The organism is Lysinibacillus sp. FW301-JW8 (genome assembly GCF_058788755.1).
This window is the reverse complement of record NZ_JBYTBB010000013.1, coordinates 62,442-89,114: the sequence shown is the minus strand read 5'-3', so window position 1 is coordinate 89,114 and position 26,673 is coordinate 62,442. Positions and strand designations below refer to the sequence as shown.

At 36.5% G+C, this 26,673-nt stretch carries 25 protein-coding genes; 13 read left to right on the top strand and 12 right to left on the bottom strand.

Annotation, left to right across the window (positions count from 1 at the left end):
* Positions 1-127: 127 nt before the first annotated feature.
* Entirely contained in the window at positions 128-1,258 is a 1,131-nt protein-coding gene (locus AC3WOM_RS07870) for a response regulator (protein WP_427541678.1), read from the bottom strand.
* A 52-nt stretch (positions 1,259-1,310) separates the two neighbouring features.
* Positions 1,311-1,499 carry a hypothetical protein gene (locus tag AC3WOM_RS07865; RefSeq protein ID WP_492446025.1) on the bottom strand — a complete coding sequence of 63 codons (189 nt, stop codon included), beginning with the start codon at positions 1,497-1,499 and terminating at the stop codon, positions 1,311-1,313.
* A gap of 291 nt (positions 1,500-1,790) precedes the next feature.
* On the opposite strand from AC3WOM_RS07865, the gene AC3WOM_RS07860 reads away from it, so the two are divergent.
* The 8 genes from AC3WOM_RS07860 (at position 1,791) to nhaC (ending at position 10,653) form a co-directional block, all read left to right on the top strand.
* A complete protein-coding gene (locus AC3WOM_RS07860) occupies positions 1,791-2,540 on the top strand; it encodes a 3D domain-containing protein (protein ID WP_492446023.1) in 750 nt (249 codons plus the stop codon).
* 107 nt (positions 2,541-2,647) lie between these two features.
* Positions 2,648-3,199, top strand: a complete 552-nt coding sequence (locus tag AC3WOM_RS07855) for a superoxide dismutase family protein (protein ID WP_427541687.1) — start codon at positions 2,648-2,650, stop codon at positions 3,197-3,199.
* 335 nt (positions 3,200-3,534) lie between these two features.
* On the top strand, positions 3,535-4,527 hold the full coding sequence (locus AC3WOM_RS07850) for a TAXI family TRAP transporter solute-binding subunit (RefSeq protein ID WP_492446021.1): 993 nt from the start codon (positions 3,535-3,537) through the stop codon (positions 4,525-4,527).
* 148 nt (positions 4,528-4,675) lie between these two features.
* Positions 4,676-5,191: a DUF1850 domain-containing protein gene (locus tag AC3WOM_RS07845; protein ID WP_492446019.1), complete on the top strand. Its 516-nt coding sequence runs from the start codon at positions 4,676-4,678 to the stop codon at positions 5,189-5,191.
* The gene (locus AC3WOM_RS07840) at positions 5,188-7,230 is read left to right on the top strand and encodes a TRAP transporter permease (RefSeq protein WP_492446017.1); all 2,043 of its coding nucleotides are present in this window, start codon (positions 5,188-5,190) and stop codon (positions 7,228-7,230) included. The genes AC3WOM_RS07845 and AC3WOM_RS07840 overlap by 4 nt, the downstream gene beginning before the upstream one ends.
* A gap of 259 nt (positions 7,231-7,489) precedes the next feature.
* On the top strand, positions 7,490-7,633 hold the full coding sequence (locus tag AC3WOM_RS07835; RefSeq protein WP_427541693.1) for a hypothetical protein: 144 nt from the start codon (positions 7,490-7,492) through the stop codon (positions 7,631-7,633).
* A 183-nt stretch (positions 7,634-7,816) separates the two neighbouring features.
* Positions 7,817-8,932 carry an amidohydrolase gene (locus AC3WOM_RS07830; RefSeq protein ID WP_427541696.1) on the top strand — a complete coding sequence of 372 codons (1,116 nt, stop codon included), beginning with the start codon at positions 7,817-7,819 and terminating at the stop codon, positions 8,930-8,932.
* A 275-nt stretch (positions 8,933-9,207) separates the two neighbouring features.
* Positions 9,208-10,653 carry a Na+/H+ antiporter NhaC gene (gene nhaC, locus AC3WOM_RS07825; RefSeq protein WP_427541699.1) on the top strand — a complete coding sequence of 482 codons (1,446 nt, stop codon included), beginning with the start codon at positions 9,208-9,210 and terminating at the stop codon, positions 10,651-10,653.
* Positions 10,654-10,720: 67 nt separating this feature from the next.
* Here nhaC and AC3WOM_RS07820 read toward each other — a convergent pair whose 3' ends face one another.
* Complete coding sequence (locus tag AC3WOM_RS07820) at positions 10,721-11,962, bottom strand: hypothetical protein (RefSeq protein ID WP_492446015.1); 1,242 nt, start codon at positions 11,960-11,962, stop codon at positions 10,721-10,723.
* Between the two features lie 80 nt (positions 11,963-12,042).
* Between AC3WOM_RS07820 and AC3WOM_RS07815 the strand changes: the two genes are divergently transcribed.
* Positions 12,043-13,155: a mandelate racemase/muconate lactonizing enzyme family protein gene (locus tag AC3WOM_RS07815; protein ID WP_492446013.1), complete on the top strand. Its 1,113-nt coding sequence runs from the start codon at positions 12,043-12,045 to the stop codon at positions 13,153-13,155.
* An 11-nt stretch (positions 13,156-13,166) separates the two neighbouring features.
* The gene (locus AC3WOM_RS07810; protein WP_427541709.1) at positions 13,167-13,847 is read left to right on the top strand and encodes a GNAT family N-acetyltransferase; all 681 of its coding nucleotides are present in this window, start codon (positions 13,167-13,169) and stop codon (positions 13,845-13,847) included.
* Positions 13,848-13,908: 61 nt separating this feature from the next.
* Here AC3WOM_RS07810 and AC3WOM_RS07805 read toward each other — a convergent pair whose 3' ends face one another.
* The gene (locus tag AC3WOM_RS07805; protein ID WP_492446012.1) at positions 13,909-14,619 is read right to left on the bottom strand and encodes a Fe-S oxidoreductase; all 711 of its coding nucleotides are present in this window, start codon (positions 14,617-14,619) and stop codon (positions 13,909-13,911) included.
* Positions 14,620-14,736: 117 nt separating this feature from the next.
* Between AC3WOM_RS07805 and AC3WOM_RS07800 the strand changes: the two genes are divergently transcribed.
* Together AC3WOM_RS07800 and AC3WOM_RS07795 are read left to right on the top strand one after the other, a co-directional pair.
* Positions 14,737-14,985: a hypothetical protein gene (locus tag AC3WOM_RS07800; protein WP_492446010.1), complete on the top strand. Its 249-nt coding sequence runs from the start codon at positions 14,737-14,739 to the stop codon at positions 14,983-14,985.
* A gap of 328 nt (positions 14,986-15,313) precedes the next feature.
* Positions 15,314-16,627: a hypothetical protein gene (locus AC3WOM_RS07795; RefSeq protein WP_492446009.1), complete on the top strand. Its 1,314-nt coding sequence runs from the start codon at positions 15,314-15,316 to the stop codon at positions 16,625-16,627.
* A 186-nt stretch (positions 16,628-16,813) separates the two neighbouring features.
* Here the strand turns inward: AC3WOM_RS07795 and AC3WOM_RS07790 are convergent, their stop codons facing one another.
* From AC3WOM_RS07790 to AC3WOM_RS07780, 3 genes are all read right to left on the bottom strand, one after another.
* Positions 16,814-17,791: a DMT family transporter gene (locus AC3WOM_RS07790; protein ID WP_492446007.1), complete on the bottom strand. Its 978-nt coding sequence runs from the start codon at positions 17,789-17,791 to the stop codon at positions 16,814-16,816.
* A 303-nt stretch (positions 17,792-18,094) separates the two neighbouring features.
* Positions 18,095-19,324 carry a peptidase T gene (gene pepT, locus AC3WOM_RS07785; RefSeq protein WP_492446005.1) on the bottom strand — a complete coding sequence of 410 codons (1,230 nt, stop codon included), beginning with the start codon at positions 19,322-19,324 and terminating at the stop codon, positions 18,095-18,097.
* Positions 19,325-19,556: 232 nt separating this feature from the next.
* The gene (locus AC3WOM_RS07780; RefSeq protein WP_492446003.1) at positions 19,557-20,210 is read right to left on the bottom strand and encodes a lysoplasmalogenase; all 654 of its coding nucleotides are present in this window, start codon (positions 20,208-20,210) and stop codon (positions 19,557-19,559) included.
* A 167-nt stretch (positions 20,211-20,377) separates the two neighbouring features.
* Between AC3WOM_RS07780 and AC3WOM_RS07775 the strand changes: the two genes are divergently transcribed.
* Positions 20,378-22,057 (top strand): hypothetical protein, encoded by a 1,680-nt coding sequence (locus AC3WOM_RS07775; protein ID WP_427541721.1) that lies wholly within the window; start codon positions 20,378-20,380, stop codon positions 22,055-22,057.
* A 55-nt stretch (positions 22,058-22,112) separates the two neighbouring features.
* On the opposite strand, the gene AC3WOM_RS07770 is transcribed toward AC3WOM_RS07775, so the two are convergent.
* From AC3WOM_RS07770 to AC3WOM_RS07750, 5 genes are all read right to left on the bottom strand, one after another.
* Positions 22,113-22,538 (bottom strand): hypothetical protein, encoded by a 426-nt coding sequence (locus AC3WOM_RS07770; RefSeq protein WP_492446002.1) that lies wholly within the window; start codon positions 22,536-22,538, stop codon positions 22,113-22,115.
* A gap of 214 nt (positions 22,539-22,752) precedes the next feature.
* Entirely contained in the window at positions 22,753-23,484 is a 732-nt protein-coding gene (gene chrR, locus AC3WOM_RS07765; protein WP_427541724.1) for a class II chromate reductase ChrR, read from the bottom strand.
* A gap of 349 nt (positions 23,485-23,833) precedes the next feature.
* Entirely contained in the window at positions 23,834-24,268 is a 435-nt protein-coding gene (locus AC3WOM_RS07760) for a hypothetical protein (RefSeq protein ID WP_492446000.1), read from the bottom strand.
* Positions 24,250-25,731, bottom strand: a complete 1,482-nt coding sequence (locus tag AC3WOM_RS07755; RefSeq protein WP_492445998.1) for a DASS family sodium-coupled anion symporter — start codon at positions 25,729-25,731, stop codon at positions 24,250-24,252. The genes AC3WOM_RS07760 and AC3WOM_RS07755 overlap by 19 nt, the downstream gene beginning before the upstream one ends.
* A 196-nt stretch (positions 25,732-25,927) precedes the next feature.
* Positions 25,928-26,560 carry a glycerol-3-phosphate acyltransferase gene (locus AC3WOM_RS07750; protein WP_427541730.1) on the bottom strand — a complete coding sequence of 211 codons (633 nt, stop codon included), beginning with the start codon at positions 26,558-26,560 and terminating at the stop codon, positions 25,928-25,930.
* Positions 26,561-26,673 lie beyond the last annotated feature (113 nt).

The window sequence follows — 26,673 nt, the reverse complement described above, 5'->3', positions numbered from 1 at the left end:
AACGGAGATCACCTTCATTTGACTTAGGAGTGTTCACAAAGAGTCCCTTGACCATTTAGTTTTTCAACACTATGAAAAGTATGCTAGAAGTTACATCTAGCATACTTTTTTGTATAAATAATAGTTATTATAATTCCTGTGATAGGGCATTAAAAAGCTCCATTGTTTCTTGATTTGGTAAAATCTCAAGATCAGCCAATAAGGTATGTCTAAATTTATTGTAGGTCTTTACAGCACTTGCCCGATTATCAATATCGATATAGTGTTGCATTAGTTGTTGGATAGTTTTATCAGAATATGGATTATGCTCTAACGCTAAGAGTAAGACATGCTCTCGTTTTTTTACATCATTTATGGCTGTATAATGTGCTACTAGATCATGCAGCAAAAGCGTAAACTGGTTATTCATAAAATTGGATTTACTAATAATCCACGGATAGTCTAGTGTAGTCATGTATTCCCCTTGATACTTTTGTACAAGTACCTCAGCTTTCTCAACATTGAGCTTTCCACTCTCCATTTTCTCGTTTAAAATCTGCTCTAAGTCATAAGCATCGCATTGGAAATCTTCAAGCTGTAAAATATAACAGCCGTTTGCATACTGAATTACATCTACATAGCCTATTGTAGAAAGTGTTGTACGTAGATATGAAACTGTGGTATGCAATTGCACCCTTGCCTTCTTATAGTCTGTTTCAGTCCATAAAGCATCAATAATAGTATCACGGGGAATGAGACTATTAAGATTAGAAAAAAGAAAGGCAAATAATTCTTTTGTTTTTACCGTTCTCCATAGTACGGTTTTTTCATCATATGAGACAACGAAACCTCCAAAACATTGAATAGTCAATAAAGATTTTTGTTGATCTAATACTGGAAGAGGTTTTTTTTCTAGGTGGAAGAGTGCTTGGATTCTATTAATAGTTGTCTCTAGGCGAGCTTTTGAAATAGGCTTTAATAAATAGTCAAGGGAGTGAATTTCAAATGCTTGAATTGCATAATCACGATATGCTGTGACGAAAACGATATAGACATTTGGGTTCCATTCCTGTAAAAGCTGTGCAACCTCTAAGCCGTTCATGCCAGGCATTTCAATATCTAAAAATGCTACTTGAAAAGAAAGGTTTGGTCCTTCTGCCATCAATTCTTTTACAGTTGTAAAAGTTTTAATAACCTCTATTGAATCAAACTCCTCTAATTTTTTCTCCATGTTTATAAGAGCTAATGGCTCATCGTCCATTACTATTACTCGAATCAAAAAGGGCACCAACTTTCAAATGTTTTTAACCTAAATTGAAGATGAGGGTAGGTTAATATGAAATTTCAATCACGGTTCCTTTGTCCACTCGATTGTTAACAAGTTGTTGAGACATATTGGCAATCAATTCGACAATGATTAACAAGGTCATATTTAAATGGAGTGCGTCTAGCATTGCATGTGGTTGTCTAACTTTTTGCTGCTCCAGCTCATTAAAAGCCAATATTGAATAAGTCTTCATCCTACATTCCTCCTTTCCTTTATTATCGGATGAAAATATTGTTTTTCCAACATTGAAAAGATGTGAATCATTAACGTTTGGTTTAGTTTTTATTCCATAAAATTGTGTTATTTGCTAAACATATGATCGATATTGTATATTTTTCTGTTTTTATAGTAATAATTTGTAATATCAGGTCCATTGTCCTGAGTTTATTAAATGCATTCTCTAGCATCGATTGCATAGAAGAGCCTATCTCTAGCGTACTTGCGCCAGATAGCAAAAAAATAAAATACGGAGGTAATATGAAATATGAAAAAACAAGCATTAGCTTTAGCTGTAGCGTTGACCTTTGGCCTGGGTGTGTTTGCAAGTTCTTCCTCTGCTGAGGAAATAGACAGGGTTCAAATTGGCAATACACTTTGGGGAATCTCACAAGTTTTTAATTTATCTATAGGAGATTTACAGCAAATAAGTGATATAGAGTCATCTTGGCTATATCCAGAGCAAACATTAAGCCTAGTTAAGGGTGATGAGAAGCCTAAGGATCAACATCTTATTGAAAAAGGTGATACTTTATTTAATATTGCATTCACAAATAATGTATCGGTTGCTGAATTAAAGGAATGGAATAACCTAACATCTGATTTAATTTTTGCAGGGGAGCTGTTAGCTATTAAGGCGTCAGCAGCAAAGCCAAAAACAGCTGTTAATAAAGTGAAAAAGCCAGCATCAACTACGAAACAAGTAAGTGTTGCGACGAATGGGACAGGAAAAACATTAACGATGCGTGCAACAGCTTATACTGCATATTGTGAAGGCTGTTCAGGCATTACTGCGAATGGTACAGATATTCGATCTAATCCAAGTTTGAAGGTAATTGCTGTAGATCCACGGGTCATTCCTCTAGGCACCAAGGTATGGGTTGAAGGTTATGGAGAGGCGATAGCGGCGGATACTGGCGGTGCCATTAAAGGAAATAAAATTGATGTTTTTATTCCTTCAGAGGGACAAGCCCGTAAATGGGGCGTCAAGCAGGTTACTGTGAAGGTTTTAAATTGATTTCAGAAAAGGGATATCTCATTGAAGATGTCTCTTTTATTTTTTTGAGGAAATCGCATAAGTGTGAGGAATGTTGGGAACCATCAGAAATAGAGGAGGTATTTATTATGAAAAAAATAAGCTTAGTATTTATGTCTCTATTGGTGTTTGTCGGTGGTTGTGGTTTTTTTGAAAAGAAGGAAGAAAAAGTAGCTGTTAATGCCAAATCCCCGCTGACAGCAACCGCAAAGGTAATCGGTAAAAATAATGAAAGCTATGGAAATGCGTATTTTCAAGAAGAGGATAATGGGGTTATGATGACGCTGGCGTTATCTGGATTGCCACCAGGAACGCATGGCATTCATATACATGCAGTAGGGAAATGCGAACCGCCAACCTTTGAATCTGCTGGACCGCATTTTAATCCAACGTCTAAAGAGCACGGGAAGCTTAATCCAAAAGGCTATCATTTAGGAGATCTTCCGAATTTAGAAGTAGGCGAGGATGGTAGTGTGGATTTGAATTTTTTAGCTGAAGGCCTAACACTAGATAAAAATGCAGCTAATTCTTTATTAACTGGGGAAGGTACAGCCTTAGTTATTCATGAATCCGAAGACGATTATAAAACAGATCCTTCTGGTAATTCTGGTGCAAGAATTGCTTGTGGAGTCATTCAATAATAGTGCGTACTGTATCTAAAGGCAATTACTTTAGGTACAGTATTTTTTTGTAATGGTAAATAAAATATGAATGCCATTTTCGTTATACTACTTTTATTTAAAACAGGATACAAACGCACATATATGCACTTTCCATACATAAAAACATATTTAGTTTTAGGTTAGTAGAGAAAATTATTGTTTAATGGAGAATATTTGGGTATCAGAGGTATTGTTGGAAAAATGTTGTGTATATTTATAAAATACTGAATTTACCATAAATTCATTGACATTATTATACTAAATTTGATAATTTTAAATAGATTATTAAATATAACCAAAGGGGGAAGGTTACTTTGAAGAAAAAACAATTTAATCTATTTCTGCTCTTAACAGCAATTGCACTCTTAATTCTGGCTGCATGCGGATCTGATGGCGGAACAGGTACGAAGGACTCGGAGAATAAGGATGATTCGGCATCTTCTGGCAAACCACCATTAATGAGCTTACTTACAGGCGGAACACAGGGAACTTACTATGCGTTAGGTGGAACATTTGCTGATTTAATTACGAAGGAAACTGATATTAAAACCACTGCTGAGGTATCACAAGCATCTGCTGCAAATATGAATGCATTAGAAGCAGGAAAAGGTGAGATTGCATTTGTTCAAACAGATATTGCCTATTACGCTACTGAAGGAAAATTAATGTTCAAAAAGAAAATTGATACAATTGCTGCTTTAGGTGCTCTTTATCCTGAAACAGTACAACTAGTTACAACTGAGGCATCTGGAATAAAGTCATATGCAGATTTAAAAGGAAAAAAGGTATCTGTAGGTGCGCCGGGGTCTGGTACTTACGCAAATGCTGAACAATTACTTGAAGTTCATGGACTAACAATGAATGATATTAAAGCTCAAAACCTCGATTTTGGGGAATCCACAGATGGTCTTCAATCAGGTCAAATTGATGCAGCATTTATAACAGCTGGTACGCCAACAGCGGCAGTTGAAGCATTAAATGCAACGACGAAAGTAAATATTATCGGTGTAGATCCTGGTAAAGCAGATGAGTTAATTGATTTATATCCTTATTATGCAAAAGATACAGTAAAGGCTGAAACTTATGGTATTGCGAATGATACTGAAACAGTGTCTGTTCTTGCAATGCTAGCAGTGAAAAAGGACCTTCCAGATGATGTCGTTTATTCAATGACAAAGGCTATCTATGGTAACGCAGAAAAAATTTCCCATGCAAAAGGAGCGTTCATCAAAAAGGAAACTGGTTTAGCTGGTATCAGCATTGATGTTCACCCAGGTGCTCAAAAGTACTTTGATGAAAAGAAATAATGTGTAAACTAACAATCATTGCTTATAGTGAGTGAAAAGTAATTTCAGCAAATATAAAGAGGCTCGGGTTGCGTAAAGCTTCGGGTCTCTTTTCTTACTTTAAATCTGGGTAAAAGTGAGTAGCTTTTTAAGTGGAGGAACAAATGTCGTGCGACAGAGAAATTTAATAATTGTTTTAGCCATTTTATGTAGTAGCTTATGCCTAGTTATTTTTCTTCCTCTCCAAAAGGTATTCGTATTTACGGAAACGCGCACTGTGCATCCAATACTGCAATATATACCATTAACAACTGAGGAGACCTTTCAAATTAGATACACTCATTCTATTCATAAATCGGATGTGCTAGAACATTATCAATACATAGGTGGGAAGCGTATTCAAATGTTAGGAATGGAGTATGAAGATTTAGCCATCGGTATGCCGAGCAATGCTGAGGAGAATCAAATTTTTACAGAGCGTAATGGTAAATATTATTTACAGTTTAACAACGAAATTATCAACAATTTTACAATATTTATTGGAGATTTAGATTTAGATCTTGTGTTGATATACGAGCACTATGAATATGATTTAAAAAAAGATTTACAAAGGGGTAGTTCTTATTTATTTGAGGTGAAGCGTTTATCACTTTATGAACAATGGAAAGGAGTAAGGATGAGATGACAAAACAGCAAAAATTAGAAAACAAAGAAAAAGTAGAAGAATTCGAACAAATATCTGCTGAGGAGCAGCAAGCAATCCTTGAGAAATACGATATAGAATCGAATGTACGAACAATCACTGGCATAATGAAACATGTCATTTTCTTTGGACTATTAGCATTTTCATTGTTCCAATTATACACAGCAATCTTTGGCCAATTTCCGGCTCAAATACAGCGTACAATTCATTTAGGATTTGGTTTAACACTTATTTTCTTGCTGTTCCCTGCTCGAAAAAAAGCAGCAAAGCATAAAATCGCATGGTTTGATTATATTTTAGCAATCTTATCCATTGTAGTAGGTTCTTATTGGTCTATCAATTATACGGAGCTTGTTAACAGTAACGGGACGATTACACAATTAGATTTTATAGTTGGAATAATTGCTGTTGCATTGGTACTTGAGGCAGCTCGTCGCGCAGTTGGATTACCAATTACAATCATTGCAGTTGTTTTCTTGATTTATGCGTATTTTGGTCCGTATTTTCCTGCATTTATGGCACATAGAGGTCAGGATTTAGAGAGTATCGTTAATCTTATGTATTATACGACTGATGGTATTTTTGGTACGCCAATTAGTGTTTCTGCTACATTCATCTTTGTATTCTTACTTTTTGGTGCTTTTCTGGTAAAGACGGGAGTAGGGCAATATTTTAATGATTTAGCAGTTGCTCTTGCAGGTAAATTAATTGGAGGACCTGCTAAAGTGGCGGTGTTTTCCAGTGCGTTACAGGGAACCATTTCGGGCAGCTCTGTAGCGAATGTCGTAACATCAGGCTCATATACGATTCCTATGATGAAAAAGCTTGGGTATCGAAAAGAGTTTGCGGGTGCAGTTGAAGCAGCAGCCTCTACGGGTGGTCAGTTAATGCCTCCAATAATGGGGGCAGCAGCATTTTTAATGGTTGAATTTATCGGGCGTGGCATAACATATTGGGATATTGCGAAGGCAGCTGCAATACCTGCTCTGTTGTATTTTACAGGTATTTGGATTATGACGCATTTTGAGGCAAAGCGCGTAGGGTTAAGAGGCTTACGTGATGATCAAATGCCAAATCGACGAGAGGTATTTAAGAAAATTTATTTGCTGTTACCGATTATCGCTATAATAATATTAATGCTAACAGGTACACCTGTGATGCGTGCAGCGTTATACGGGATTATTATTTCTATAGGTGTGGCGATGTTTAATAAAGAAACACGATTAAAGCCAAAAGATATTATTAATGCACTAGTTGAAGGAGCACGTACAGCTCTTGGTGTAGTAGCAGCAACTGCTTGTGCAGGTATTATCGTTGGTGTTGTTGTAAAAACAGGCTTAGGCTTAAGTCTCGCAAATAGTTTAGTAGCATTAGCTGGTGGTAGCATTATTTTAACGCTAATTTTTGTTATGATTGCCTCATTAATACTAGGAATGGGGGCTCCTACCACTGCAAACTATGTCATAACGTCAACAATTGCTGCTCCTGCAATCGTAGCTTTATTATCACCGAATACACCACAGGAATTAGTGCCAGTAGTTATCTTGTTATCTGCACATTTCTTTGTTTTCTATTTCGGCATTATTGCTGATATAACACCACCAGTAGCACTCGCTGCCTTTGCGGCTTCAGGTATTTCTGGAGGAGATCCTATTAAAACAGGTGTAAACTCAGCTAAACTTGCCATTGCAGCGTTTATTATTCCTTACATGATTGTCTTTTCACCTGCATTACTGATGATTGATACTACGATACCACAAATTTTATGGGTTGTATTTACTGCAATTACCGGTATGGTAGCTATTGGTGCAGGAGTAATCGGTTACTGGTATCGTAAAATGCTTTGGGTAGAACGTTTAATAGCAATTGCTGCTGGTTTATTACTAATCTATCCAGAGAAATTCTCAGATTGGGCGGGGCTAGCAATCTTTATCATATTGTTTATCATTCAGTATATAACACAGCATAAAGACATTCCTAGAAATCGGAGAAAGAATGATACAAGTGTGACAGTGTCTTAAGAACTTAATGAAATTTAACAGGAATCTGCTGATTATTATAGGGATTAAACCATTGTATAAGGTTTATTTCCCTATAGTTTTCATGTGGATTCTTTTTTTACTTTTTGAAAATAATTTATCCATATTATGGTTGTTATTAATCTAATTAAGTGATTGGTTTTATATTTATTATGCATATGTAGCATTATTTGTTGCTTTTTTATAAAAAGGCAATGTATAATTCTATTATCAGAAAATTCTATTAAATAGGAGTGGTAAAATGAAAAAGCTGTTAAATTCAAAGTTTGAAACGTATTTAATGGATCAAGAGCCTGAATTCGCGATGGAAGAAGAAAAAAATGAGGAGCAGACTATAATCATTCATTATGATGAATACCCACAAGGTTTTTTTACAAGTTTATAATATTTATTTGATGGACTGTGTGAAAGAGAACAAAACTTTCAGCACAGTCCTTTATTTTTGTATTAATTTGTTATTTATATGAATTTTAGTATAAAGCATTTGAATATGGGTCTAATTACATATGTACTTTTCTGAAATTATTTCATGTATAATGAGAAACAAAAATGAGTATGAGGTGTAATGATGTCAGCTGCAGTAACATTAGAAGAATCAATATATCAATGGTTTGATCATTTTCATAAATATCCTGAGGTAAGCTGGAAGGAATATGAGACAACTAAAAAAATTGCGTCCATACTAGACGAATTGAATGTGTCGTATCGCTTATTAGGCGATGTGCCTGGATTAATTGCTGAAATTGGGACAGGGGATGAGATTGTTGCTGTTAGAGCAGATATCGATGCCTTATGGCAAGAAGTAGATGGGAAGTGGCAGGCGAATCACTCGTGTGGCCATGATGCGAATATGACAATGGTTCTTGGTGCATTACTACTACTTAAAGATCTGCCATTGCAACATCGTGTTCGTTTTATTTTCCAACCTGCTGAAGAACTAGGGAATGGAGCCTGCGCAGCCTTTGATCGAGGAGCAGTTGAAGGGGTATCGCATTTATTTGGTGTACATTTAAGACCGATTGAAGAATTACCACTTGGGAAGGTTTCACCAGCTATCCATCATGGGGCTGCTTATTTTTTAGAGGGAACAATTCAAGGTATCGATGCACATGGTGCCAGACCACATCAGGGGAAAAATGCCATTGATGTAATTATGGCTGTTCAACAAATGCTGAACAGTATTCATCTATCACCGTTTGAACCACATTCTGCGAAGCTAACAAAAATTATTGCAGATGGCGGTAGTACAAATATTATTCCGGGTAACGCTAGCTTTTCAATGGATATTCGCGCACAGCATAATGAACAGCTTGAATTGCTTCGAAGTCGTATTGAGTCTGGTTTAAAATCTATACAGCAGCAATTTGATATAGGTATGGACTGGAAGTGGATTGATTATACTCCAGGTGCTGAAGTTTCACCAATCGCAGCAAGAATGGCGAAAGAGGCAATCATTGAAACATTAGGTGAGGAGCACTTAGCGGATGAAATCACTACACCAGGCAGCGATGATTTCCATTTTTATACTGTGAAAAAACCAGAATTAAAAGCGGCGATGATTGGTATTGGAGCTAATTTGGCACCAGGATTACATCACCCTAAGATGACATTTGATCGTAGTGCATTGGTCGACGCTGCAAAAGTACTTGCATGTGTATTAGAAAAGAAGGCAGATTTCGAATAAAAAAATAAAGCTATATTAAAAGATTATATTTTCTTTTAATATAGCTTTTTTGTATCAGTATTTTACAAAATGCATGGATATATATAGAGTTTGTGTTGTTTTTAATAGCTACTTGAAAGCGTTTTATTACGCTAAAATAGTGAGATTTGCTTGAGAGGCATAAATTTTTTGCGTTGACTTTTAATTTTTTGAATATTAAGCTAAAAAACGTAAAAAATTATTTGCGCCTTAAAATATCGGAGATGGAAATGGGTGCAAAAAAAGGGGATGGGACCATGAAAAAAGAAATTAATGCTCTTTGGGCACTTTTAACTTTTGCAATTATGATTATTACGATGCTTATTACAGTAGTTGTTTTAGAGCAAAGTCCTCACGTACCTCTTCTTGTTGGCACAACTGTAGCAGCGATTGTTGCCAAATTACATGGATTTAAGTGGATGGAAATTGAGGAAATGATGTATAAAGGTATACGTCTAGCTTTACCAGCAATTGTCATTATTATTTTAGTAGGTTTGACAATCGGTGCATGGATCGGCGGCGGTGTCGTAGCAACAATGATCTTTTACGGCTTAAAATTAATTTCTCCGGCATGGTTCTTAGTAACAATTATGCTGTTATGTTCAATCGTTTCATTGGCGATTGGTAGCTCATGGTCTACAATGGCAACAATAGGTGTTGCTGGGATGGGGATTGGTCTAAGTATGGGAATTCCGGCGGCAATGATTGCTGGGGCAGTTATTTCAGGTTCCTATTTTGGTGATAAAATGTCGCCTTTATCAGATACGACCAATCTTGCTGCAGGTTTAACTGGAACTGATCTTTTTGATCATATTAAGCACATGCTTTACACAACAATTCCGGCTCTTGTCATTGCACTTGTTGCCTTTGGAATTATGGGAAGAAAATTTGCAGATGTCTCTATGAAGTCAGAAGAAATTTTAACAACTTTAAAAGTAATGGAGGAAAGCTTTGTTATTTCTCCTTTGCTATTACTTGTACCAGTAGGTGTTATTGTATTAGTTGCGAAAAAGGTGCCAGCAATTCCAGCTTTAATTATTGGGATCGTATCAGGTTTCTTACTACAAATTTTTGTACAGGGCGGTTCAGCTGCAAGTGCTGTTCAAGCATTACAGGCTGGATTTGAAATCTCTACAGGTAATCACATGGTGGACGAACTATTTAACCGTGGTGGACTAGATTCAATGATGAATACGGTTTCAATGACCATTGTAGCTATGACATTTGGTGGTATTCTAGAATATTCAGGTATGTTAAAGGCGCTTATGAACGTTATTGTGAAATTTGCTAAATCTACAGGTAGTCTAGTTGCTTCAACGATAGCAGCTTGTGTAACGACAAATGCAACATGTTCTGAGCAATATATTTCGATTGTAGTACCGTCACGTATGTTTGCAGGTGTTTATCAAAAACGAGGATTACACTCTAAAAACTTATCTCGTGCGTTAGAGGATGGGGGAACATTAACGTCTGTATTTTTCCCTTGGAATACTTGCGGGGTGTTTATCTTAGCAACATTAGGTGTAAGTGCTATGGAATATGCACCATATGCGATTCTTAACTTCACTGTACCTATTATTTCGATTATCTATGCTTATATCGGGTTTGCGATTGTAAAACTAACTCCTGAAGAAATTGCAGAGGCAGAGAAGCGTAAAAAAGAGCAAGAAATAAACGATGCGAATATGGCGGTAGTGGACTAAATCTAAATTATCCCATCTACTAGCTAACCGTAGTCTCGCAGATGCCAAAAGTATCTGCGAGAATTTTTTAATAAATAGCAAAGTTCAATTCATAGATTGTGCGTGGACGACCTTGCTGATGGGTCATTTCTTCACCTACGACTTTAGCATAGCCATTGTCTACTAATTTTTTAATAATACGCTCTGTTGTACGTCTTGTAACCTGAAGGTATTGTGAAAGAATGTGAGCAGTAAATTGAGCTGATTGTCGCCCTCGACTAAAGTTGATGATTTTAGAAATATTTAAAGGGCTTAGGCTTGTTAGCTTTGCCATTTGTAAAACGTAAGGATCATCTGTTTTTAAAGCTAGTTTTACTTCCGATTTTGGAAATGGACCTAGTAAATTTTTATGTTCATCAAGTATATATATTTCATAGGGTTTTGCAAAAGTTAATGCGTTTTTTGCATTTTGGCTCGCCTCAAGAATGGAGTGACCAAAGCCAAAAGCAAGCTTAAAGGGTATTTCAATTTGTTGCATTAAACTTTGCAAATTTTCTTTTGAAAGGGTATTTTGCAAATATCCTGCTGTAGTATAAAGTTCAAAAGAATTTGTAGTAATTTGCTTATAGGTTGAATGTGTAGCTGCGGTAATCTTCGTTAAAATGTAGGTGTCTAATGAATTGTTTTCGGGAATTTCTAATAGACCTACAACAGCTTTCACAGATTCTGATTTAGTTAAAAGTGATTGAGATTTTGTTTCTTCTAAGTATTGAACAATCGAATTTGTTGCATCTATCATACGCATAGCAGGTATTTGAAGTTCTTGTAATTCATCAAAAACACTATGAATACTTGTAATGACAAAATCAATGCTCTGTGTATTCCACAGCGCTATATGATGCTGTAGTATTGCTTGAGTAGGTCTCGTAATAGCGATCTGCTGAATATAAGGCTTTGGACCAGAATACTCAATTTCATTTAGAACATTTGCCACAAAAGCAGGATTCATCACATCGATAGAAATTCTACTTAAAGATATTGCATGGTTGGCCATTACGGAGAGCAATGTTGTGGAGATAGCTGTTTCGTCTTGTTTTATATAATTCCATGGGATGGGTATTTCAGATAAAGAAGATCGGGCATGTAAATAAGGTAATGTTCCGCTAAGCAATAGCGCATCACATGGTCTAATTTGCTTTAATAAAATAGGTGCCTCTTCAGGATGACTGTAAGGATAAAATTCTAATTGAATATTCTCTATGTTTTGTGCAATACTAATAATACGTTTCATAAATGCTTTAGAGCAAATAACTGCTATTTTAGTAGACATGGGCACCATTCCTTTTCTATATTTTTTCAACAATTAGCGACGTATTAGCGACAACAAAATTATACAGGAGATTGATAAAAATGAAAATCCAACAAGTAGAAATTTTTGCAATTCATTTACCATTAATTGAACCATTTATTATTAGTTATGCTACATATGATTCAATGCCTTCTATTATTTTAAAGGTTACCACAGATACTGGTATTATAGGCTATGGTGAAGCTGTGCCAGATGAGCATGTAACAGGGGAGACATGGGAAAGCACATATGCTGTTTTAAAAAATCAGCTAGTACCTGCAATCATTGGAGTGAATCCAATGGAGTTTGAAAAAATTCACGATAAAATGAATAAAATTGTGAAGGATGTACCAGCCGCAAAAGCTGCAATTGATATTGCCTGCTTCGATATTGCTGGGAAAGTACTACAGGTTCCAGTGTATCAGCTGTTAGGTGGACGTTATCATGAGAAATTCCCAATCACACATGTGTTAAGCATAGGAACACCAGAAGCAATGGCAGATGAGGCTGCAAATCGAGTAGAAATGGGCTATCGTTCATTTAAAATGAAGGTAGGTACAGAGGTTGTACGTGATGTTGCTCGAATTAAAGCGGTGCGCGAACGAGTAGGAGAGGACATTGCCATTCGAGTAGATGTAAACCAAGGCTGGGGGAATGCATCCACTACATTACAAGGTTTACGTGCAATGAAAGACTTAAATATTGATTGGTTAGAGCAGCCAATAGACAGTGAAGATATTGACGGAATGGTGGAAATTAAGTCAAAAACCGATGTTACACTAATGATTGATGAAGGACTTCGTGGTGTACGTGAGATGCGTGAAATTATTGCAAAGCGTGCAGCAGATAAAGTAAATATCAAATTAATGAAATGTGGCGGCATTTATCCTGCTATGAAGCTAGCGGTGATGGCTGAAATGGCAGGTATCGAGTGCCAGATTGGTTCAATGGTAGAATCATCTGTTGGCTCAGCAGCAGGCTTCCATGTGGCATTTTCTAAAAAAATTATGACAAGTGTAGAATTAACAGGTCCATTAAAATTCTCCAAGGATGTAGGCAACCTACATTATGATGTCCCGTTCATCTGTTTAAATGAAAAATCAGGTTTAGGTATAGATGTAGATGAGAAGATTCTTAAAGAATTGTGTAAATTCTCAACGGTTGTAACAGCCTAAGGAGGCACAGTATGGAAAACATCTATGAAGGAATGCTTGGAGAAACACCGTTTTATGTAACAACATTAACTCTTCAGCATTTACAAGAAATTGAGAATTTACAAGTTGAGGTTTATGAATCGTTGGCTGATCAAAGTATTTTACAGCCGCTTACTACTGAAGAATTTGAATATATTTTAGAAGGCAATGGCATGATGATAGGTGCTTATGTTGGGCAGGAGCTTATAGCCTTCCGTGCGCTCTTAAACCCTCCTGTAGATAATGAACATCTTGGCTATGATTGTGGAATTGCGGAGGATGCATTCAAACGTGTTTTATATCAAGAAATTTCGAATGTTTCTCCTAAATATCGTGGTTATGGCTTACAAAAAACATTAGCTAATATTGTGATGAGTCAAATCGATTTAGCGAAATATGATTATGTTTGCTCTACCGTAAAGCCTTATAATATTCCTAGCTTAAAGGACAAATTCGCTCAAGGTTTAGTAGTGAAAGGATTAAAGATTAAGTACGTAGATAAGTTACGCTATATCTTCTTTAAAGATTTACGACAGGAGCTACCAATTTTTAAAGAAAAGAAAATAATATCCATGGATGATACGGTTAGTCAGCAACAACTTTTAAAACAAGGTTATATAGGTACTTCTATATATGAGAATCAAAATGATTGGTTTGTTGTTTATGAAAAGTAAATAAAATATAAGCCCTGTTCTTCACAGATTGCGAAGAGCAGGGCTTTTTTGCAAAGGTTTGTTATTTTTTCAATGGACAAAAGCCACAGGCCATTAAACCAGGAATATCCTTGGAAAAACAACATGATTTTCGGACAGGGACATTTACCAAATTTGATGGACTTTGACCGCCTGTATACTGTGCCCACCATGACTTGTTTGAGAAACGAGCCCAAGTTTTAGGATCTTCTAATATTTCAATATCATCCATTGCTTGGTCTGCTAAGCCAGGGTTCGATAACAACATATGATAGTGCCAAAGGAGATAGCCAAAGAAATTTTCCCAAATTGTCAAAGGCGAAACGGATGTCACTTTTCGAAGCTGTTGCACAATAACATGCCCATCGTATAAGATCTTCTCGATAACTGATTGACGCTCATCCTCATCCACGTAACGCCAATCATTTGGGTTGACAAACATTGCAACTGTAAAGCTGTTAAATTCTTTTGCGGCATCAAAACGAAGCTCAATTGGTTTTCCATCCCATACCTCGTCATATGCAGCAAGCATGTATAACTGCATGGCAAAAAACATTCCATAGCGTCGTCCGAAATGGGAGATGGCTGCTGCTTCTGTTGCTGCGTCCGTAATACCCATCATCAGATTTAAAAAATCAGGATGGTAAAAGTCCTTATGTATATCGGCTAATGTAAATAATGTTCGTTTCGGCTCTGTCGTATAAATGCTGTAGGAATTTAATTGTCGAACTTGATCCATCGTTAATGCTGGCATTGTCATCACCTTTTCTTTCAATCGTCTGCTATTTCAATTATAAATTAATCAATTTTGCTTCACAAATGGAAAGCAATATAGTAAAATGCATTAAATATATCTGAAAAGTAGGTTTTTATGTCACAGCTACAAGTAATTTCTAGACAGCTAGTTCGACTCAACCAATGGACGATTCTTTTGAGTGTCATTCTTACATGGCTAACGGGGATCAGCTGGATTAATTGCTTTTCAGTTAAAGTGGCAGGTACTAGGCTATGTGTTTACAGGTATGGTAGCCATAACTTCTTCAATAGCTGTGTAGGATGCTCTGTGCATTTTCAATTAAAGCAATGGCAATATCGCCGCTCGTTGAAGAAGGCATTGTAAAAAATTTAATAATTAATTTTCAGATTACTGTTGACATTTTAATTGATAATGATTATCATTATCGTATAAAGATTATTCCTCCTTTACAATACAGTGTAGAGAGGATGAACTTTAGCTACTTTTCTCCAGAAGTTTGCTAGTTCATGATAACGCTCCTAAAACCCCCCTCATTTTTTGGGAACGTAAAATCTCAGAGCAACTTATGCCAATATGGATAAGTTGCTCTTTTTTTGATTGTCATTAGATAAGGAATTAGTTAATTAGTAGCTGGCTTGGTATGGTAAAATAAAAAATAGAACTTTAATTAGAAATAAGCGGAGGAAAATAAATGAAGAAATATATTATCACTTTGCTCATCGTGTTAGCCTTTTTAACTAACCCATCATCATCTAAAGCGGAAGTACAATGGGACGGGGCGCAAGTTATGAAGGGGCAAACGGGAAAAATGACCTTTACCAAAGATGTAAAAGTATATAAGAAAAATACAAATGGTACATATAGCTCGATGACAGTCAAGCGCAACAACTATTTCCGAGTGTATGATATCGAAAAGTATGACAATAAAACATTTTATTGGATGAGCTCGGGTTACCGTGTTCAAGCAACGGATTTAGTTGTTTTTAAGAAAGTACCTCTGAACATACGCGCTTCTCTTTATGATAATCCTGGCTATATCAACATCAATCATCAAGATATTGACTATACCTATGGAAAACATTACTTCGATGGATCTGAATATAGAGGTCCTAATTATAATGTTTCTATTAATGAAAATTTACACTATGTTTATTTGCGAACTGATGGAAATATTGAAAAGAGCTATATTGATGCCACAGATATTCGCATTGCCGAAACAATAAAAAGAGATGAAAGACTCTATAAGCTAACAGCTGATGCACAACATCTAAGAGGTCCATTGGCTGGAGGAAGTTCAGGAGGGAAATATTCAAAAGGAACTGTTTTTCAATCGTTAGGACTTGAAATAAATGGATATCTAAGAGTGCAAGTACTAGGAACATGGGGAGAAGACTTTATTTCTACTTATATTCCTGTAAAATTACTCCAACCTGTTCAAAGTCAAGAGAAACGCTATATTCGATATGGTGTTATTGGTGAAGGTAAAAAGTCAAAAGAGCTAAAGCGCTTTGATGAAGTAACGTTATTGACTGAAAAAAATATGACAGCTTGGATTGAGATAGACGGGGAAACGTATTATGTACCAAAAAAAGTCCTAGCTACCATAAAACCAAACGAAGCACCGATTATTACTACATCTTTCTTGCCAAATGATACGCTTCAACAATTAGTTTATACGAATGGTGTATATAAGAAAACAGCTAATAATCGTTTTGAAGAGCAGAGAGACAATCGATTCATTGACTATCTTGAAACAGAACAATCCTTTAATTATGAAAAGGATGGTATCAAATATATTTTTGATAAGCCAGTTACAGAAGGTTCAAAAGTGACTAGAATAGAGAACGGAATGATAAATGAAGGATTTGTTCGTGCCATTCATTACACATTCACAAACTCAACAGGCACGTTTAACAATGTTGTGGAAACATCCTATAGAGAACTTTTTGCACCAGGCTATGGTTATATTAATGGATATAGCAGCGAACTAAGGTCCTATGAATAGCAATTCCTTTACTTAAAGGGTGAAAATCTTAGTAATAGGAAAACAGGTGGGGAAAAAATTTTTTCCTCACCTGTTTGATTTTAGGTCTTTAATTGCCTTCAACAGAGAAAACCAAATTATCGGAGCGGTCTGATAGATTATTGATAAAACTAATGAAAGCTATGGTTGAAAATCCAGAAAGATATATTAAAGAGTTGAGCTGTTATGAGAGGTAGATTGTTGAACAGCACCTTTTTTCCCTAGTATCATCGTGTAGTAGCTGTGTAAGAGCATACCTACTATAATAACGCCTAGACCTGCTAAGGCAATTGGATCCGGGAAGGCGATGCCGAGTAATAATACTTCACCAATAATAACAAAAAGAATTTCAGTCGATTGTGTTGCTTCAACTGCTGCAAGTTTACCTTGATGGTCTCGCACTCGGTCGGTCGCAATGAAAAATAAGATTGTGGCAATAACGCCTGAGCTGATACCAACAAGCAAAGATTGGAGTATTTGATTTATTGAAGGTAGCCCAACTGTTGCTAGGGCATAGATGGCCATAATAATCCATGCTGGCATAGAAGCAATGGTCATACCGAGAACTCGCTGAAATGTATCAATACGCCCTCCACATATTTCCATCATTTTACGATTACCAAGAGGGTAGGCAAACGATGCAACTACAACAGGCAGGATGCCAAGCATTAAGCTTTTCATTGGAACAGATTGTGCCTGTGGTACTTGAATAAGCAATATACCAGCTAAAATAACACACGAAATTAGTAATGAAATAAGTGGTATTTTTTGACGCACTGTTTTTCCTGCTACAATCGAAACAAATAGGGGGGCTAGTAATACACCAGCAACGATTGTAAACTGCCATGTTCCTGAAACGAGCCAGCCTGGACCAAAGGCGGCTGCAAATGTTAGAGGTGCATAAAATAATACGAACCCAACAAAGCTCCATAGAAGCCATGAGATAGGCTGAGCTTTCATTTCGCCAGAGAGTTGAGAAAAGCCCTTTCTATAGAAGACAATTATGAGTAAAAATGGAAGCATGAAGAAATAACGAAGAGATGCGCTCCATAACCAGCTACCACCTTGCATCTCCATCGCATGATTTAAGATAAATGTAACAGCGAAAAATAGGGAAGCCAAAACACCTAATGCAATTTCTTTCATAGAAGTCACCTCCATTTGAGTTAATAATTCGTAAGTGAAATGTTAATATGTAATTCGAAAATTCAGTTATTTATCTTCGTACAGCAGAAGACTCCCATCTCTCCAAGTGGTGAGATGAATGAGGTTTTGGTTCTTTTTCAGTGGATGTCGAAGATAGAGTCTCCGGCGGATGTCACGGATTTTCAAAGGAATGAATTGTGCGGGCACAATTCAAAATCCGGACGCAATTACGCCAAGGCGAAATTGATACTGAAAAAATTACGAAGAAAGGAGCAAGCCCTTCTTCGTAATTAAAATTATAACTTATTTTCCTTGCTGTTCAAATAGCTGAACAATCTCAATAATAACCTGTGTCGCCTTTTCCATTGTTTCAGCAGATACATATTCATATTTACCGTGCATATTTTCGCCACCCGCAAAAATATTTGGTGTTGGTAAGCCCATATAAGACAGCTGTGAGCCATCCGTACCGCCACGAATCGGTAATGTAATCGGTGTAATATCTAATTTTTCCATTGCTGCACGGGCAATGTCAACAATTTCTTTTACAGGTTCAATTTTTTCACCCATATTATAGTATTGATCTTCAATAGTTATGTTTAATGCATCCTCACCAAATTGAGCTTTAATTTTGGCTGCTGCGTCAAGCATAAGTTGCTTCTTCTCCTCAAACTTTTGACGATCGTGGTCACGTACAATATACGAAAGCTCTGTATGCTCGATAGCTCCCTTAAAGCCCATTAAGTGAATAAAGCCCTCATAGCCATCCGTTTTTTCTGGTACTGCATCAGCAGGCATTTCATTTTGGAAGGCGATAGCCATTGTGATGGCATTCACCATTTTGTTTTTTGCAGAACCAGGGTGTACACTTGTGCCCTTTGTCACAATCTTTACCCCAGCAGCATTAAAGCTTTCATATTGTAGCTCGCCAAGTGGTCCGCCATCCAACGTATAAGCATAGTCGGCTCCAAAAGCAGTTACATCAAATTTATGAGGACCACGTCCAATTTCTTCATCAGGCGTAAACGCTATACGTAATTTACCATGTTTAATAGAAGGATTGTTTTTAAGGTATTCCATAGCCGTTATAATTTCTGCAATACCAGCTTTATCGTCTGCTCCTAATAATGTAGTACCATCTGTTGTGATTAACGTTTGCCCTATATAATTTTTAAGCTCCGGAAAATCCGTTGGTGACATCACTAAATTTTCATTTAGCTGAATATTTCCGCCATCATAATTATCAATGCGCTGTGGATTGACATTTGTACCCGTATAATCAGTAGCTGTATCAACATGTGCTAAAAAGCCGATAGTAGGTACTTCTTTGTCTGTATTTGCCTCTAGTGTTGCAAATAAATAACCATTTTCATCTAATGTAATATCCGTTAAACCTATTGCAGCTAGTTCATCTTTTAGAACATGCAATAAATCAAATTGCTTTTGTGTAGAAGGAGTTGTTTCGCTTGTAAAGTCAGATTGTGTATCAATTTTTGCATAACGAATTAATCGCTCGATTACTTGTTCTTTCATAAAAGTATGGCCTCCTAATGTGTATGTTTAACTTCTTTCAGCAGGTGTCCAAACACCAGCTGAAATAGAGGAACTCAGTCTAAGAATGCCACGTCCTGTGGCAATCTATCTGTGTGAAAGCGAAGCGACAGCAACACGGTTTTATCTGTGCGAAAGCGAAGCGACAGCAACAATAACAACAACACGCGACTGAGTGACCAACATCAAGTTGATCCAAAGCCTCAGCTAGATATTATTGTAACACTTTACTTCGGATTTCGGAATATTGAAGGATGCTTAAAGCTATAAGTAATTGAGCACTGTAATAGGTCAGCATAATAACCTCATGTGAGAAGGATAGGGGCATTACAAATTTATTAATGGCTAAATAGGAATCCGATGCGATAAATAGTAGCGCCCCAATTATCGCAAAGGTGGAACCTGTTCGAATCGCAGTCCAACCCATCGATAAGATAATGGATATATACGCGATGACTGCAATACCTAGGACAACATCTCCCGAAGAAAGCACCGTTCCAGCAATCCACACAGCCATACTTGCCCCATAAACAAGTAAAATTATTTTTGCCCATGATGGTACCTGTCGTTCATTAGTAGACGAAAAGGCAAAGATATAAAAAATATGACCGATTAAGAAACTTGTTAATCCAATGAGAAACCACTGTAATGTATAATCACCCACCATACAAAAAACAAGACCAACAACAATCAGCAGCTGGTACTTCTTAAAGCCTTTTTGAGAAGCAGCTAAAATAATGATTAATAGCATAGGGATAATTTTAAAGATGAGCTTTAGACTTTCTTCTATATGGGAATAGAAGAAAATATAATAAAAACCAAACATAGCGATAACAAGAATTAAAATTTTTTTAAACAAATATTTCATCTCCTTTTCATTTGAAATTCTTTATCTATGTTAAAATTTCCTTTATAAAGTCCTCTTTTTTGATAAAAATCATTAATCAGGAAGGAATGGTCATCAAGCAATGTATGAAACTTTTTACGAATGCAGCCGTAAATAAGTAGACAGTTAGCTAAGAAAGGGTGAACAAAATGACCAAGCTATTAATAGCTTCAGCAGTCATTGCACTAATTGCGAGTATATTATTAACACCGCTTATAACGAAGAAGCGAGAAGATGGAAAATCTAAAAAGGTAATTGGATACTTTTTTATAGGTGTCTTTGTACTAGGATTTCTAGCTACTGGCATCACAGTATATGTCACAAAAATGGATGTAAACTGGCTTGCATTTTGGCCAGCTATTATTCTATTAACATTAGGTGGGGCGTTCCTTGCAAGTGGAAATGAAAGAAAAATAAAAGGTTTATTATTTTTAGTAAGTTTAGGGGTTGCCATATATGTATTATCAGCTCCTTTATGGAATGCTAACAACAAATTTACATCAGCAGAGATGAAGGAAGAGGTAGAGATAAAGCCGTTTGATGAAACACAAACACCAGCTAGTGTACCTCCTAAATTTGCACGTAATAAGATGAAGAAAGCATTTGGTCAAGTACCAAATACGAGCTATTATGAATTAGGGCGATTACAAATTCAAAAAGTAAATGGTGAGTATGTGTATATTGCACCCGTTGAATTTTCAGGCTTTTTTAAATGGATGAATGGTGGCTCTACACCAGGTTATTTTATAATGAGTGCGACAGATTCAGCAGATAATCCAAAATTTGTGGAACAAGCAATGAAGTATGTGCCTTCAGCTTACTTAAATTCAAATTTAGAGCGTCATATTCGCTTACAGCATCCGTTCCTTATTTTCTATGGAGATGTACAACTTGAAGTAGATGATGATGGTAAGCCGTATTATATTCGCTCTTATGGTGAATTTGTTTCAGCACGTAATGGCTTTGATGTAAAAGGGATTGTATTGGTGGATGCGTTAACAGGTAAATCCGAAGTTGTGAAGTTGGAGGATGTTCCAGAATTTATTGATGGAGCGGTATCACCCGAGACTGTGAGCTTACAAAACAGCTACTTTGGTAATTATGTTCATGGATTTTGGAATAGCAAATTTGGTAAAAAGGATGTAAAACTTCCTTCAGATGAGGGAACAGAATCAAATGTTAGCCCAATTTTTGATGAAAAAGGCGATATGTATTATTTCACAGACTTTACGAGTCCTAAAGAGGGTGTCGATTCGATGCTCGGCTATTCTTTAACAAATGCACGAACAGGTCAAGCGACATATTATACTGGAAATTTGGATTCTTCTTATATGGATTCACAAGGGAATTTGCAAATTATTGAAAAGAAATTTATTGAGAAAAAATGGTCTGGTGAAATGCCTGTATTATACAATTTTTACGGAGAAGCTAGCTGGTTAACTGCGGTGCTTGATTCAAATGGTTTTTTACAAAACTATTTCATTGTTTCAGCAGCAAATCCTGAAATTTCAGTTTTTGCAACGACACCTAAAGAGGCACTAAAACTATATAAAACAGCCCTGAGCCGTGGAGGAAATACGGTTGATGGTAGTTCAAGTGCAACTGAGAAAAATGCTAGTGGGAAAGTACTACGCGTGTATAAAGAACGTCTAGGTGACTTTACTGTTGTATCGTTTTTATTAAGTAATGGGGAAAATTACTTAGTGAGTGCAGACACGGAACCACTTTCAATTTATTTACAAGAAGGTGATGAAGTTGTTCTTACTTATGGCGATACAGGTGAGCAATTCCTGCCAGTACGAACACTCATAATTAAAGGTCTACAATAGAAAATATACCCGAAAAAGACGATCTAGTTGCAAATGTGCTGCACAGATCGTCTTTTTATGTTGGCTGAGATTGAATATAGTGAAGCATCTTTCCTTGATGATTTATAAAAAGTGTTTTTGCATGCTCATTTAAGGAGAAAGTTTCCTGAATATACTCATGAAGCTGCTTCTGTTCATAGTCAAAAGAATGTGGTTCTTCATTTTCTAATATATATGACAGTAAAAGTGTATGTAATACTACTACTTCTAAATTTTGTGTATTGGTAATAAATTTTAAATTGAGGATAGTTGTATGGGAAACGAAATCATTTACATAATCAATAGCATGCTCATAAACGGTCATATCTATATGAGGTTCCAGCCTCTTTCTTAATAACGTACATTTATTGTTTAACTCTTGAATTTTTAAAAATAAACCTCTAATACTTCGCTTATGCTGTTGTTCTAAAGTACGAGCAAGATGTTTATTGACATGGGACATTTGAACAAAACTCCTTTCCACATAAAGTCATCATCTATTAATATGAATGGAATTGTTGGAAAAGGAAAGAGTCTTTTCGTTTAATTTGTACCTTAATTTAACATAATAATAGAGACGAATATACTAATTGCAACACGATGAACTATTTTACATATAAAAAAGTGGAGTTAATATCATACGATAGTAACCCCACCAATAAAATCTAAATTGAATTCTATTTCCAATTGAAACCTTTTTTAGCTAAGAATTCATTAATATGCGGACGTCGTTGTTCCATTAAAAAATCAGCCATTTGCTTTGTCCAGTTATCAATTTTTCTATTGGAAGAACGACTATTATAATAGGCTTCCATTGTTTCGTTATAATTTGGTAAAAGCTTCTCGTACTGTTGTGCATTGTATTCATTTTCATGTAGGATTGCAGCAACTGGTAATCGAGGTTTTACTTCATTGCGGCGAGCAGGAACCCCAATCGTTAAGCCGAAGAGTGGGAAAACATGATCAGGTAAATTCAATAATTCGCTAATTTCCGCAGGTTTGTTACGAACACCGCCAATATAGCAAATACCGTATCCCATTGACTCTGCAGCAATGACAAAGTTTTGAGCAAATAATGATACATCCGCAACCCCAACAAGCACGTTTTCGGCTGTATCTGCTACAATTTCCACACCTTCTAGTCTACCAGCCATTTGTAAACGTTTAAAATCTACACAAAAGACAAATGCAGCGCCAGAAGTTTCGAATTGACGAGGGTTACCAGAGAGCAAGCCTAGTTGTTCCTTTTTCTCCTCATCTGTAACCCAAATAACGCTATAAGCTTGTACAAAATGAGAGGTAGCAGCCATTTGCGCAGTAGCAATTAGCTCCTCGATGATTTCCTTTGAAATTGGATTACCATCATAAATACGAACCGAAGAGTGGTTGCGTAATAAATCTTTAACCATTTAATATTCTCCTTTTTCCCTTTTATATACCAAGAGCATATCACGCTTTTTCTTCAAAATCGAATGTATCTGACGTTTAAACTATTTCCGGATAATTTGGAAATGTATAAAATTTCTCGAAAAATAAAATATTTACTTAAATATATATTGAATATTCTAAAAAGTATAAAATTGTGGATGATAAGGTTTTTCCTAATATTCGGGATATAGAGATGGAATATCTAACCAAGTAATCTGATTGAACAAAAATATAGAAAAGCGGTACTATGAGGGACGCTGCATTATCAAAATAATAGAAAGATAACAAAAGCCTTGTAGGACAGTTAATTGGTCCTGCAAGGCTTTTGTGTTAATAATAGTATCCAAAAGAACTGCTCGGGTTGCCAAGAGAATCGCTCAGGTCACCCGTAGAACTGATCGGGTTGCCAAGAGAATAGCTCGGGTCACCCGTAGAACTGCTCGGGTTACCAAGAGAATCGCTCGGGTTACCTGTAGAACTGATCAGGTTGAGCAAAGAATAGCTCGGCTTGCCCGGAAAACTGCTCAGGTTGTCTAAAGAATAGCTCGGGTCACCCGTAGAACTGATCGGGTTGCCAAGAGAATAGCTCGGGTTACCTGTGGAACTGCTCGGGTTGCCAAGAGAATAGCTCGGGTCACCCGTAGAACGGATCCGGTTACCAAGAGAATCGCTCGGGTTATCTGTAGAACTTATCAGATCACCTGGAGATTTGCTCAGGTTCCCATTAAAGTATTTAATGACTTTATTTACAATAATCCAATCCATTTCCAGTAGGTCGCGGAGAACAGAAGCACTAGGATGAAACCAATAATGGTCAATGGTATACCAGATTTCAAGAAATCCTTTGTTGTAAAAGCTCCTGTACCATAAGCAAGCATATTTTGGGGTGCGCTTATTGGTAACAGGAAGCCAAAGCTAATCACAAATTGCTGCACAATGACGAAACCGACTTGGTCAACATTAGCCGTTAATGTGGAGGCCAAAACGATAAACACAGGTACAAGCGCAGATGCTAAGCTTGTCGCACTGGCAAAGCCTAAGTGAATAAGAATATTAAATAGTGTAACCAATGCGATTGTTGCTAGAATCGGCATAGTATCTAGACCGAGTGATCCAAATACTTTGTCAGATAACCATGATGCACCTTTCGTATTCAATAAAATTGTACCAAGCATTATACCAACCGCAAAGACGATAATTGTTCCCCAAGGAATATGAGGCTCAACTTCCTTCCACGTATAAACACCGATTTTGGGCATTAATAGAATAGCGATAGCAATAATTGTGACTGTTGTTGTGTCGAATGGGTGCAGTTTACCCTCAGTTGCCCAGAAAAATAGTAAAACCATTGACGTGATGATTAAACGGACTTCAGGAGCTTTTAATGGACCTAGTTCTGCAAGCTGCTTTTTGATTACCTCTTTTCCGCCCTCTATGTTGCTAGTCTCAGGCTTAATCAGAGAAATCATAATGAAAAATAAAGCTATAGACATGATAATCGAGAAGGGTGCAGCGTAGAGTAACCAAGCACCCCAAGAAATATCCACATTAAATTGTTCTTGAATAAAATTTAAAGCGACCATATTTTGAGCGGCTGCTGTCTTAATTCCAATATTCCAAATGGAGACGGCCTGTACTGAGGTGATGACAAGTAAGGCAGCGAGTCGGCTATCACGAGGCAAACCAAATGCAGCGACCATTCCAAGTAGTATTGGGACTACTGCGCCAGCACGAGCTGTAGCAGAAGGAACAAAAAATGCGAGTGCTATAGATACTAAAATGGCACCAAAAACGATTGCTTTTGTTTTAGTCCCTACAAGTGAAAGTATCCATAGGGCGAGTCGTTTATGTAAGTTGGTAATTTGCATCGCTGCTGCTAAAAATAGAGCTGCAGCTACTAGGGCTACTGCAGAATTACTAAATCCACTTAAAGCTAATTTTAGGGCACCTGCAGTTCCTAATTCTGCTGTTGGATCGTCTATTGAAGGAGCCAGTCCTAGTAAAACGGTTACCAGTGCGATTATCATGGCAGAGCTGACAGGATATGAAACTGCTTCTGTTACCCAAAGAATGACTGAGAAAGCTAAGATGGCTAAAGCCCGTTGACCCGCAACAGGTAAATCGCCGTTATTAGGTAAAAAAATAATGATGATTAATGAAGCAAAGGCTAAACCAATCCAAAGTGGCTTTAAATTACGTTTTGCGGTTGCTTGTTGAAGAGTAGACATATTTTTTCATCCTTTCTACGATAAACATGACGATTATTGTCTATAACATCGGTCAGTAAAATGTTTTATTAAGAAAATAATTTATCTATTTATTGGAGAAAAAATAAGTAAGTGAAATACTCCCTTTTTACAGCATTAATAGTAGATAAAGAGAAAATATATGGTCATAGAAAAGACAAAAACATCCAAAAAAATATTATTTCTTTTTCTTAAAAGCCGAAGTTACCTTAGGCTCTGTTCCTTTGACTAATCGTTTAATATTTTCGATATGCAATATGATAGCTATTCCAAAAAGTAGCAAAGCTATAATCGTTGGACCTATTCCCGGAATCCATAAATAAGTTGCTGTACAAAAAACAAGATAGAACTCTAAAACACCAACGATTAAATAGTTTGTCGCAAATGATAAAATGACAAATAGAATAAGTGCAAATAAACCAATTTTCCAATCAACAGCAAGCAATATTCCTATTATGGAGGCTGTACCTTTACCCCCATTAAAGCCCATATGGAATGGGAAATTATGACCCAGAATGACACCTGCTGCTATGAGATAGGTGAAGAGCCAAACTTGTACCTCTGTGTAATGTGTTGCATCTGCTAGATAGATATGTGCGCCAATAATCGCTAACACACCTTTACCAATATCGATAAGTGCTACTAATACCCCGTATTTCCATCCTAGGGAAAGGGTTGCATTGGACGCACCTGCATTCCCATGACCAGTCTTTTTTAAATCTACACCGGATAAAAACTGTGCCACTTTAGAGCCATGAAGACAGCCGATGAAATAACCAACAACAATAAATAGAATGATGGTTGTTATCATGAAAATCCTCCTTTCTAAATAAATATTAAAATAGTGTATGCGTTCATATTACGTAAAGAAGCAGAATGAAGTTTCGGAAAAAATAAAATTTTAGTGTTGACAGAAAAAAAGTC

Bases quoted from the DNA above. Each gene is read 5' to 3' on its own strand.
- AC3WOM_RS07865 (WP_492446025.1), bottom strand. From the start codon at position 1,499: ATGAAGACTTATTCAATATTGGCTTTTAATGAGCTGGAGCAGCAAAAA.
- AC3WOM_RS07860 (WP_492446023.1), top strand. From the start codon at position 1,791: ATGAAAAAACAAGCATTAGCTTTAGCTGTAGCGTTGACCTTTGGCCTG.
- AC3WOM_RS07855 (WP_427541687.1), top strand. From the start codon at position 2,648: ATGAAAAAAATAAGCTTAGTATTTATGTCTCTATTGGTGTTTGTCGGT.
- AC3WOM_RS07840 (WP_492446017.1), top strand. From the start codon at position 5,188: ATGACAAAACAGCAAAAATTAGAAAACAAAGAAAAAGTAGAAGAATTC.
- AC3WOM_RS07835 (WP_427541693.1), top strand. From the start codon at position 7,490: ATGAAAAAGCTGTTAAATTCAAAGTTTGAAACGTATTTAATGGATCAA.
- AC3WOM_RS07830 (WP_427541696.1), top strand. From the start codon at position 7,817: ATGTCAGCTGCAGTAACATTAGAAGAATCAATATATCAATGGTTTGAT.
- nhaC (WP_427541699.1), top strand. From the start codon at position 9,208: ATGAAAAAAGAAATTAATGCTCTTTGGGCACTTTTAACTTTTGCAATT.
- AC3WOM_RS07820 (WP_492446015.1), bottom strand. From the start codon at position 11,962: ATGTCTACTAAAATAGCAGTTATTTGCTCTAAAGCATTTATGAAACGT.
- AC3WOM_RS07815 (WP_492446013.1), top strand. From the start codon at position 12,043: ATGAAAATCCAACAAGTAGAAATTTTTGCAATTCATTTACCATTAATT.
- AC3WOM_RS07810 (WP_427541709.1), top strand. From the start codon at position 13,167: ATGGAAAACATCTATGAAGGAATGCTTGGAGAAACACCGTTTTATGTA.
- AC3WOM_RS07805 (WP_492446012.1), bottom strand. From the start codon at position 14,619: ATGCCAGCATTAACGATGGATCAAGTTCGACAATTAAATTCCTACAGC.
- AC3WOM_RS07800 (WP_492446010.1), top strand. From the start codon at position 14,737: ATGTCACAGCTACAAGTAATTTCTAGACAGCTAGTTCGACTCAACCAA.
- AC3WOM_RS07795 (WP_492446009.1), top strand. From the start codon at position 15,314: ATGAAGAAATATATTATCACTTTGCTCATCGTGTTAGCCTTTTTAACT.
- AC3WOM_RS07790 (WP_492446007.1), bottom strand. From the start codon at position 17,791: ATGAAAGAAATTGCATTAGGTGTTTTGGCTTCCCTATTTTTCGCTGTT.
- pepT (WP_492446005.1), bottom strand. From the start codon at position 19,324: ATGAAAGAACAAGTAATCGAGCGATTAATTCGTTATGCAAAAATTGAT.
- AC3WOM_RS07780 (WP_492446003.1), bottom strand. From the start codon at position 20,210: ATGAAATATTTGTTTAAAAAAATTTTAATTCTTGTTATCGCTATGTTT.
- AC3WOM_RS07775 (WP_427541721.1), top strand. From the start codon at position 20,378: ATGACCAAGCTATTAATAGCTTCAGCAGTCATTGCACTAATTGCGAGT.
- AC3WOM_RS07770 (WP_492446002.1), bottom strand. From the start codon at position 22,538: ATGTCCCATGTCAATAAACATCTTGCTCGTACTTTAGAACAACAGCAT.
- chrR (WP_427541724.1), bottom strand. From the start codon at position 23,484: ATGGTTAAAGATTTATTACGCAACCACTCTTCGGTTCGTATTTATGAT.
- AC3WOM_RS07760 (WP_492446000.1), bottom strand. From the start codon at position 24,268: ATGGATTGGATTATTGTAAATAAAGTCATTAAATACTTTAATGGGAAC.
- AC3WOM_RS07755 (WP_492445998.1), bottom strand. From the start codon at position 25,731: ATGTCTACTCTTCAACAAGCAACCGCAAAACGTAATTTAAAGCCACTT.
- AC3WOM_RS07750 (WP_427541730.1), bottom strand. From the start codon at position 26,560: ATGATAACAACCATCATTCTATTTATTGTTGTTGGTTATTTCATCGGC.